The following is a 10161-nucleotide window of genomic DNA, read 5'->3' on the forward strand; positions in this document are numbered from 1 at the left end:
CTGATGGCCGCCGGCAAGATCCTGGCGTGCTGGAACGGAATGTCCAGGTACGGCAGGATCTTGCCGGCGGCCATCAGCGGGATCAGCTCGTCAACGTGCGGGTACGGGTAAACGTAGTGCAGACGGACCCAGACGCCGAGGGTGCTCAGCGCTTCGCAGAGTTCGGTCATGCGGGTTTTAACCGGCGCGCCGTTCCAGAAACCGGTGCGGTACTTGACGTCGACGCCGTAGGCGCTGGTGTCTTGCGAGATCACCAACAGCTCTTTGACGCCGGACTTGACCAGGCGCTGCGCCTCGTCGAGTACGTCACCGACCGGACGGCTGACCAGTTTGCCGCGCATCGACGGGATGATGCAGAAGCTGCAGCTGTGGTTGCAGCCTTCGGAAATCTTCAGGTACGCGTAGTGACGCGGAGTCAGCTTGATGCCTTGCGGCGGCACCAGATCGATCAGCGGGTTGTGATCTTTGCGCGGCGGCACGACGTCGTGCACGGCGTTGACCACTTGCTCGTACTGCTGCGGACCGGTCACGGCCAGCACGCTTGGGTGGACGTTACGGATGGTGCCTTCTTCGACGCCCATGCAGCCGGTGACGATGACTTTTCCGTTTTCCTTGATAGCTTCGCCAATCACTTCCAGCGATTCTGCCTTGGCCGAGTCGATGAAGCCGCAAGTGTTGACCACCACAACGTCGGCGTCCTGGTAGGTGGACACGACGTCATAGCCTTCCATGCGCAGCTGGGTCAGGATGCGCTCGGAGTCGACCAAAGCTTTCGGGCAACCCAGAGATACGAAGCCAACCTTTGGATTGGCCGGCGCAGGAGTGGTGGACATGTCTAACCTCGGTATTTTGTGACGTCGCTTGCCTGGTTCGGAAGCCGACGGACGGGCGCTTAGGGCGCGCCTCTGATCAAAAAGTGCGCAATTCTAGCGGTGCGTCACGCAGTTGACCAGCTTTATGCAGGGAAATACGACGAGTGCTGCGCTATGCTTCGCGCCTTTGCGCTTTACTGAATTTTTACAGTCAACAAAACGTCTGTAACAACAGGTAAAACAGCGCATGCTGCACCACAAAGCATAGTGCTTCATTCGAAGAAGCCGGTTTGGGAATCAGGAGTGTTGGATGGGTCAGGCAAGTAGTCAGGCGGCGGGTGCCGAGCATTCGACGGCAAAGCCGATCGGCATGCTGGTCGCTGCGGTCGGGGTGGTTTACGGCGACATCGGCACGAGCCCGTTGTACACCCTTAAAGAAGTGTTTTCCGGGGGCTACGGTGTGGCGGTCAATCACGATGGCGTGCTGGGCATTCTGTCGCTGATCTTCTGGTCGCTGATCTGGGTCGTTTCGATCAAGTACATGATGTTCGTCCTGCGCGCCGACAACCAGGGCGAGGGCGGGATCATGGCGCTCACGGCGCTGGCACGGCGAGCGGCTGGCGAGCGCAAAAAACTGCGGTCGTTGCTGGTGGTCTGCGGGCTGATCGGTGCGGCGCTGTTTTATGGCGACAGCATGATCACCCCGGCGATTTCCGTACTCTCGGCCATTGAAGGCCTGGGCCTGGCCTTTGATGGCATCGACCATTGGGTGGTGCCGTTGTCGCTGGTGGTGCTGGTGGCGCTGTTTCTAATCCAGAAACACGGTACCGCGCGGATCGGCATCCTCTTCGGGCCGATCATGGTCACCTGGTTTCTGGTGCTCGGTGCGCTCGGCGTGTATGGCATCACTCACGCACCGGAAGTGCTGCGTGCGATGAACCCGATGTGGGCAGTGAATTTTTTCGTGGTTCATCCGGGTATGGGTGTGGCAATCCTCGGCGCCGTGGTGCTGGCGTTGACCGGTGCCGAAGCGCTGTATGCCGATATGGGCCACTTCGGTCGCAAGCCGATTGCCCGTGCGTGGTTCATCCTGGTGTTGCCGGCACTGGTGCTCAACTACTTCGGTCAGGGCGCCTTGCTGCTGGAAAACCCGGAAGCGGCGCGTAACCCGTTCTATCTGCTGGCGCCAAGCTGGGCGTTGATTCCGTTGGTGGGCCTTTCGACGCTGGCCACGGTGATCGCTTCGCAAGCGGTGATTTCCGGTGCGTTCTCCCTGACCCGTCAGGCTATCCAGCTCGGTTACATCCCGCGCATGTACATCCAGCACACCTCCAGCGCCGAACAGGGCCAGATATACATTGGCGCGGTGAACTGGTCGCTGATGGTCGGCGTGGTCCTGCTGGTGCTCGGCTTCGAATCTTCCGGCGCTCTGGCTTCGGCCTACGGCGTGGCCGTGACCGGCACCATGCTGATGACCACCATTTTGGTGTCGGCAGTGATGCTGCTGCTGTGGAAATGGCCTCCAATCCTCGCGGTGCCGGTGTTGATCGGTTTTCTGCTGGTGGACGGTCTGTACTTTGCCGCCAACGTGCCGAAAATCGTTCAGGGCGGTGCGTTCCCGGTAATCGCCGGTATCGCGCTGTTCGTGCTGATGACCACCTGGAAGCGCGGCAAGCAATTGCTGGTCGAGCGTCTGGATGAAGGCGCGCTACCGCTGCCGATCTTCATCAGCAGTATCCGCGTGCAACCGCCGCATCGCGTGCAGGGCACCGCAGTGTTCCTCACTGCGCGCTCCGACGCCGTGCCTCACGCGTTGTTGCACAACCTGCTGCACAACCAGGTATTGCACGAGCAAGTGGTGCTGCTGACCGTAGTCTACGAAGACATCCCGCGAGTGCCGCCGTCTCGGCGCTTCGAAGTGGACTCCTACGGCGACGGCTTCTTCCGGGTGATCCTGCACTTCGGCTTCACCGACGAGCCAGACGTGCCGCAGGCGCTGAAGCTGTGCCATCTGGATGACCTGGATTTCAGTCCGATGCGTACTACCTACTTCCTCAGCCGCGAAACGGTAATCGCCTCGAAACTCGAAGGCATGGCCCGCTGGCGCGAAGCGCTGTTTGCGTTCATGTTGAAGAATGCCAATGGCAATCTGCGCTTCTTCAATCTGCCGCTGAACCGGGTGATTGAGCTGGGGACGCAGGTCGAGATGTAAGCCCCGCCGCAATTGAAAAGCCCCCGTCAGCCTTGCGGCTGGCGGGGGCTTTTTTGTGTCTGCTGTCTCGTCCTGAATAGGTGTAAACCTGTTTCCGGACTAGACAGTCAGCGACGTCCGGAGAGTATCCCGTCGAAAAACAACGCAATAGAGCGGCAAAGCGCCCGAACACGAGTTTCGGAGTTTGCCTACAAGGTCCATGGGCGTCATCTGATATTGCGAGACTGGAAGTAAACGATACTAGACGTCACGCACGAACCGACGTGTGCAAAGCATTCAGGTACGTATGACGGCATCAGCGGAACAAGAGGTACAGGATGAACCAAAGGACCTTCGGATCGAAAAGAAGGCCAGTGAACGATTGCTCATCTTTGATCTGGCCCAAACAATCAGCCATGAAGATATGCGGACAAGGTATGCAGCGATTAGTGATCGACCCAAAGGCTTGACGACCCGGCCTCGGCAGTGAGACAAGTGTCCACGTTTTATGGAATGTGGACACTTGAGGTTTTCGATTAAATGAAGAGTCAAGATATTTTGCTTTTGTTCAAAATGGCCAGTCTCCACGCTCAGGAAGAGAATCTCTTGGGGGAAATGGAGGCAGAATCGAATTCGGACAGGGTCGAAGAGCTGCTCAGGCCTTATGTCGTCAGCCGAATGACCGCAGGTGAGAGTGTGGGGAAGCCATTGGTCAGCTATTCCACTGATGGGGAAGACACAATCTTCCATTGCCGCGAATTCGACTCGCCTTTCGCTGATGGGCCAGGCTGGGAGGGATGGGCGGAACCAGCATCTGATCCACCGCTGACCAGTTGGAGTGATCGGTACTCTCTGCGTGCCCTGTCTGCCTCTCTCGGACTGAGCAAAAGCGAAGTCTCAAATGCTCTCGGCCGATGCCGGGAATCCGGGTTGCTCATCCATGACTACGACACCGGGCTCGCCAAAGTGCACCGTCGGGAACTGCTGAAAATTACCGAGCACGCGCTGAAGTACTTCTTCCCGGTCAAGCCAGGCGCTATGGTTCGTGGCATACCCACGGGCTTTGCGGCACCTGCGCTGTCCAGAAGCATCAAGAGTGCGGGTGGTTTGATTCCGGTCTGGCCTGATGCACATGGAACCGAGCGAGGCCAAGCGATAGAGCCGCTTTACAAAACAGTGCCGGAAGCAGTGAAAAAAGACCGGATCCTTTACCACTATCTGGCGCTAGCTGATGCAATCCGTCTGGGTGGTCCGCGTGAGTGTGGTGTGGCAATCAGTATTCTGAAGGCAGGGATGGGGCTGAAATAACATGTCGTCAAACGCGGATCACAACTACGAGCTCATAGAGTTTGTGGCTGAAGGCTTGGGCGAGGCGTTTCTCGCCGAAGTTGCTTTTGTTGGCGGTTGCACAACCGCCATGCTGGTTACAGATACAGCAGTGCTGGACGACATTCGTTTCACTGATGACGTTGATCTAGTAATCGAGTTGGCCGGTATCAGCGCCTGGAACCAACTCACCGAACGGCTGGCCGTCAAGGGATTCAAGATCACGGGTGAAGACGAGGTCAATTATCGTTTCCGGTTCAATGACGTTGTCGTGGATGTCATGCCTTCCGACCCTGCAGTGCTCGGCTATGCCAACCGCTGGTTCGTCGAAGGGCTGGCGAGGGCGCATAAATTCACCCTGCCCAGCGGCACTGCCATCCAGATATTCCAGCCCGCGTATTTTCTCGCGACGAAACTGGAAGCTTTCGCTGGTCGGGGAAATGGTGATCCTTATCACAAGGATGTCGAGGACATGATCATCTTGATCGATGGTCGGCCTGAGCTGTTGGAGGAGGTGCGCCAGACTGACAAGGACCTCAAGGCGTTCATCACAGAGGGAATCCACAAGCTGATGGCGCTCGATGGGGTTGGCTACGTGATCGAAAGTTCAGGCTCGGTGCAGGCGAATCCGGGCAGAGGACAGATTATTCACAGGCGTATGAAAGCGCTGGCCAACGCATGAGATACCACTCCCGATCAATCACTGGGCGAGCCGTTAGAGCAAATAATGACTATGCCGGAGCGACCTGTGATGGTGACGGTGGTTTTTTTGTCGTCACGGATGGCATTTCCAGGCGCGGCAGTGGGCAGCTGGCTGAATGCTTTGTAATTGGCATGTTGGCGGCTCATTCCACACAAGTGGAGCTGGGGGGCTATCCTGCAGAGTCCAGAGCCGTTGAGTGCCTACTGGGTGCAATGTTGGCGGATTTTCATGCGTCGTTGCCTGCTGGTCAGACGGGAGCCATCTGTTACCTGATTGGCTTGGTCGCCCATGGCCGACTTACCGTTGCATACGAGGGAGACTGTTCATGCGGGATTGTGACGTTGGCGGGTGCCATCGAGTGGATTACGCCACCTCACTGCAAGGCCAATTGGCGGCGCGACCGTTCGCACTGTGAGTTGGCGCAAGATCCAGCTCGAAATTCGGTAACGCGATGCTTGAAGATCAATCGGGTCCCGAACCCTGACTTTGTTTGTTGTGCTCTGGACACTGTTGAGCGCTTTGTATTTGTCACTGATGGATTTTGGGCGGACTTGACGCAAGTTCAGCAACGCAGCTTGTTGGTGGCGCCGGACAGCGACTTTAGCGTTGGTGACGATGATGTAACGTGGATAGATGTTCAGCTTGGCCAGCGAGACTGGCGAGTTGTCTGAATCCGGCCCAATACCCCTGTGGTAGCGCGCCTGCTAGCGATGGCTGAGTGTCAGACAACACATCGTTACCAGATCCACCGCTATCGCTAGCAGGCTAGCTCCCACAGGGTTTCGTGACAGGTTCAGGAGTGAAAAAGCCCCCGCTACCGTGAGATAGCGGGGGCTTTTGTGCTTCAGCTCAGATCACTCCTGCGCCGTAGCCTCATCCTTGCTCTGACGCTTCTCGATCAAATCCACCAGACGCTTGGCCAGCGCCGGGTAGTTCTCGTCGAAGTGGTGGCCGCCGGGCAGTTTCACCGCTTCGCCCACTGCAGTCTTGTCGGTGCAGCCGCTTTCGTCGGCTTCTTCCGCGCCGTAGATGCAGATCACTTTGGCCGCTGGCAGTTTGGCCATTTCCGGGCCGGTGGCGGCTTCTTTGCCGGCGTTGCCGAGCCAGCCTTCGACTTCGATTTCGAAGCTGCCGGTGCGGGCGAAGGCCAGCAGGATGATTGCGTCGATGCGCTGTTGCTCGGTGTCCGGCAGGCGGTTGTAGATTGCTGGCAGGACGTCGGCGCCGAACGAGTAACCGGTCAGGATGAAGCGCTTTGTGCCCCATTTCTGACGGTAGTGCTGCATCAGTTCGGTCAGGTCCAGAGCGCTTTGCTCCGGGCTCTTGTGCTGCCAGTAGTAGCGCAGGGTGTCGATGCCGACCACCGGGTAACCGATCTTGGCCATCTCGCCCGCCACATCGCGGTCGAGGTCACGCCAGCCGCCGTCACCGGAGAGGAACAGGGTCACGGTGTCCTTGGCTTGACCGGCCGGCACTTCAACCACCGGGATCGCCAGACCGCCATTGGCCTTGTCGCCGCCGACGAGGATCTTGCGCAGTTCGTTGTTCAGCACTTGCGGCAGGTTGATGTCGTAGTCGCTGATGCTGGTTTCGGCGTTCGGTTGATCGCGCACGAAGCCTGCGCTGGCGTCGTCCGGGTTATCGTTCCAGGCCACCAGCCAGTGGCCGTGAGCGGCGGATTTCGGCAGCAGGTGCGTGCAGCCACCTTTCTCCAGCGCAAGATCGACGGAAACCGCCTGGGCCTTGTCGTCTTTCTGTTCCGCCAACCAGCGCCACGCGAGCACAGCGCCCGGGCCGATACCGCTGACCAGAGTGGCCGGGCCGTTCAGTTCGCGCAGACCGGTTTGCAGGGCGCGGCTTTGCAGCAGGCAATCCTTGGGCAGAATCACTTGAACGATCTGCGCCGAAGCCGTGCGGCTCAGGGTCGTCAGTTGATTGTCAGTGAGCTTTTGGTCGTCGTTGACCGCCACCAGCACCTGAGCCTTTGGCTTGGTGCCGGGAATGACCCGGGTCATGGCGGTGCCGTCAGCCGGCGTGAGCTTTTCGAGAGTCGGTTCCGGTGCCGGGCGTTTCAGGTACCAGTAACCGCCGCCGGCAATCACGGCCAGCACAATCAGTGCGGCCAGGATGTACTTCAGGGAGCGTTGAATCATCAGCGTTTCACCAATCCAGTCAAGCCGCCCGCGATCAGGGCAGCAGTATCGGCCAGCGCCACCAACGGATCGAGTCCGGCGGGCACAGCCATATAACGGGGTTCCCAGTCAGGCTGGAACTTGTCTTTGAAGCGGCGCAAGCCTTGGAAGTTGTACAGCTGCTCACCACGGCGGAAAACCATCGAGCCCAGACGCTGGGTCAGCGGTGCGCCACGTCGAGGTTGCAACCCCGACAACGGCACCATGCCCAGGCTGAAACGCGCGTATCCGTGACTCTTATAATGTTGAATCAGACCGACCATCAGATATTCCATGGTCAGCTTGGGGGCGTCCGGGTGCGAGCGCATCAGGTCGAGACTGGCCAGGTCATGGCCGTAGGTCTCGAGCAGGTTGGCGAACGCCACCGGGCGACCTTCGAAGCGAATCACCGCAATGCGGAAATGCTTCAGGTAATCGTCGCTGAAACGGCCGAGGGAGAAGCCTTTCTCGCGCACATTCTTGCCGGTCAGCCAGGCATCGGAAATCACCTTCAGCTCGTCCATCGGCGCCAGACCCGGCTCATGGATCTCCAGCGACAGGCCGTCGCGGGTGCCACGGTTCCAGGTGTAACGCAGGTCCTTCATCTCTTTGCCCTTGGCTTCCAGGTCAAAGCGATGCAGATCGACCCGGGCTTCTTCGCCGAGCTTGATCGCGGTCAGGCCGATGTCCATGTAGTACGGCAGGTTTTCCGCACGCACCTGATAAAACACCGGACGGGCATGATAGATGTCGCACAGGTCGCGGAACTGCCAAATCATTTCGGCACGTTGCTGGCCGGGACCGATCGGGTCGTAAAGCGCCACCAGACTGCGGCCACGACGGGCGTACATCAGGAAGGCTTCGTCGTTCGGGTGAAACAGCAGCGCCTTGTCACCGGTCAGGGCGAGGCCGCCATCGGGCTGCGAGGAGGCCATCAGGATTTTCGATGCGCGTTCCAGTTCATCAGGTGTTGGCAGATGAATCACCGGGCGGGCAGTGCGCAGCAGCCAGGTCAGGGCGATTACCAGCAACAGCACCGCAGCGCCAAGCAGTGAACGCAAGCCGCGCGGGGCATCAGCATCGAGGGTGAATTGCCACCACAGTTGATGGCTGTAAGGGACGTCCTGATAGGCGAACAGCAGCAGCCAGGTCGAAGCGCCCAACACACAGAGGCTGGCCACCAGATACAGCGGCGAGAACGGCAGTTCGGTCAGGCGGCTCGGACGATAGAAGGATCGGCGGAACACCCCCAGCAGGCTGGCGGTGAGGATCATCAGTGTGGCTTCTTCCCAGTCGAAACCCTTGAGCAGCGAGAGCAGGGCGCCCACCAGCAACAGAATGGTGGTCAGCATCCAAGCCGCCGACAGGCGACGACGCAGGCCCTGGGCAAGCATCAGGCAAAGCACGCCGATCAGGCTGGCGCCGAAGTGCGAGGCGTCGACCAGACGATGCGGGATCAGAAAACCGATGTGTTCAAGGCGAGTGTCGATTTCCGGAGTCGCGCCGGAAAACAGCAGCACCACACCCGACAGGAACACCAAAACCGCCAGAATCGGTGCGGCCAGACCGGACGCGGCGCGCATGGTCTGGGTTTGAAACAGACGCTGGCCTTCGTTGATCAGCAGCAGGATGCAGGCCACCAGCAACGGCAGCACCACATAGATCATGCGATACAACAGCAGCGCGGCGGCCAGTGGTGCGGCACCGAGTTTGTCAGCGAAAGCGGCGAGCAGAATGGCTTCGAAGACCCCGATACCGCCCGGCACATGACTGAGAACACCAGCGGCCAATGCCAACAGATACACCAGCAGGAACGCGCCAAACGGTGGAGCTTCCGGCAGCAACAGGTAGAGCACGGTTGCAGCAGCAGCTACATCGAGGGCGGTGATGATCAGTTGCAGAAAGGTCAGGCGTCGACCCGGCAGGCGCAGGGTGCGGCGCCCGACCCGGACCAGCAGGTTGTCGCGGTACGGTTGCTCAGGCAGGCGACGGCGATAGATGCCGATGGCCAGAACTGTGCCGAGCGCCAATACGATCCCGGCAACGCTGCCAAGCAGGGCTTCGGACAGTCCCAGCGCCTGAGAGGCGGCAGGCAGGTCGCTCAGCGTCGCGAGTGCTGCCAGCGGCGGCAGGGCGCAACCCAGCGACAGGCTGGCAAACAGGGTCATGTGCGCGACTTCCGACGCTCCCAGGCCCAGTCGTGCATATAAACGGTAGCGCACCGAGCCGCCGGACAGCAGCGAGAGGCCAATGGCATTGCCAATCGCGAACGCGGTGAAGCCGCCGAGAGCCAGAGTACGCGGAGGTATTGTCACGCCGGCATAACGACTGGCAGACCATTCGTAGCCCAGCAGAATAATGAAGCCGACCACGGTCGCGCCGAATGCACCCATCAGAGCGGGTTTCGGCACGTCGAGAATCGAGTCATGCAAAGCGTAGATGTCGAGTTCGCTAAGCAGATGGCGACAGGCAATCAGCGCAATGGCGAACAACAGCAAAGTGACCGCGAGACCAATCGGCTGACGGTATTTGCTCAACCGGTCCAGCAAGCGCAAACGCTCGGGCTTGATCGGTTGGTTCGCTGTGACGGTGTCTTGTGGATCAGACGAGTTGGCGCGCATCAATCACCTCTTGGATTGTGCGCGACAGGATGGATGTATCCAGCCAAGTAACCAATCCCTGTAGAAAAAAATAATCACAAAATACTACGCCTCTCATCCGGTATGGGCGAGGGCAGTTCCTGGATTGCAGACGTCTTGCCTGCGACTCAAGCATAGTCGCAACTCGACGTGTCTGACGATCCCGAGCGGTTCACTGCAGAGTGACAGATCATTGTTGCGAAAGGACTTTTTCAACAGATACAAAAAAGGCCACTCTTTCGAGCAGCCTTTTTTGATGTTTGGTTGCGGGAGCCGGATTTGAACCGACGACCTTCGGGTTATGAGCCCGACGAGCTAC

The 10161-nt window shown here is 59.1% G+C and carries 6 protein-coding genes; 3 read left to right on the plus strand and 3 right to left on the minus strand.

Translation table 11 applies throughout. The features are described from left to right. Window positions 1–833 (minus strand): radical SAM protein (locus ACIOZM_RS30405; RefSeq protein ID WP_401221082.1); only part of this gene is annotated, 833 nt, incomplete at its 3' end. 289 nt (window positions 834–1122) lie between these two features. Between ACIOZM_RS30405 and ACIOZM_RS30410 the strand changes: the two genes are divergently transcribed. The 3 genes from ACIOZM_RS30410 to ACIOZM_RS30420 all read left to right on the plus strand — a co-directional run bounded on the left by ACIOZM_RS30410 (window position 1123) and on the right by ACIOZM_RS30420 (window position 5011). After that, window positions 1123–3024: a potassium transporter Kup gene (locus tag ACIOZM_RS30410; RefSeq protein WP_401221085.1), complete on the plus strand. Its 1902-nt coding sequence runs from the start codon at window positions 1123–1125 to the stop codon at window positions 3022–3024. 519 nt (window positions 3025–3543) lie between these two features. After that, complete coding sequence (locus ACIOZM_RS30415) at window positions 3544–4311, plus strand: MarR family transcriptional regulator (RefSeq protein WP_401221088.1); 768 nt, start codon at window positions 3544–3546, stop codon at window positions 4309–4311. Window position 4312: 1 nt separating this feature from the next. Continuing rightward, window positions 4313–5011, plus strand: a complete 699-nt coding sequence (locus tag ACIOZM_RS30420) for a hypothetical protein (protein ID WP_401221090.1) — start codon at window positions 4313–4315, stop codon at window positions 5009–5011. A gap of 875 nt (window positions 5012–5886) precedes the next feature. On the opposite strand, the gene ACIOZM_RS30425 is transcribed toward ACIOZM_RS30420, so the two are convergent. After that, complete coding sequence (locus tag ACIOZM_RS30425) at window positions 5887–7185, minus strand: virulence factor family protein (protein WP_401221092.1); 1299 nt, start codon at window positions 7183–7185, stop codon at window positions 5887–5889. Then, window positions 7185–9824, minus strand: coding sequence for a bifunctional lysylphosphatidylglycerol flippase/synthetase MprF (mprF, locus tag ACIOZM_RS30430; RefSeq protein WP_401221095.1), 2640 nt, complete (start codon window positions 9822–9824; stop codon window positions 7185–7187). The genes ACIOZM_RS30425 and mprF overlap by 1 nt, the downstream gene beginning before the upstream one ends. Between the last annotated feature and the right edge of the window lie 337 nt (window positions 9825–10161).

Origin of the sequence: Pseudomonas sp. NPDC087346, assembly GCF_044744235.1 — a bacterium.
In the GTDB taxonomy this organism is placed as follows: Bacteria; Pseudomonadota; Gammaproteobacteria; order Pseudomonadales; family Pseudomonadaceae; genus Aquipseudomonas.

Excerpts from the sequence above, each read along its gene's own strand:
- ACIOZM_RS30410 (WP_401221085.1), top strand. The coding sequence starts at position 1,123 with ATGGGTCAGGCAAGTAGTCAGGCGGCGGGTGCCGAGCATTCGACGGCA.
- ACIOZM_RS30415 (WP_401221088.1), top strand. The coding sequence starts at position 3,544 with ATGAAGAGTCAAGATATTTTGCTTTTGTTCAAAATGGCCAGTCTCCAC.
- ACIOZM_RS30420 (WP_401221090.1), top strand. The coding sequence starts at position 4,313 with ATGTCGTCAAACGCGGATCACAACTACGAGCTCATAGAGTTTGTGGCT.
- ACIOZM_RS30425 (WP_401221092.1), bottom strand. The coding sequence starts at position 7,185 with ATGATTCAACGCTCCCTGAAGTACATCCTGGCCGCACTGATTGTGCTG.
- mprF (WP_401221095.1), bottom strand. The coding sequence starts at position 9,824 with ATGCGCGCCAACTCGTCTGATCCACAAGACACCGTCACAGCGAACCAA.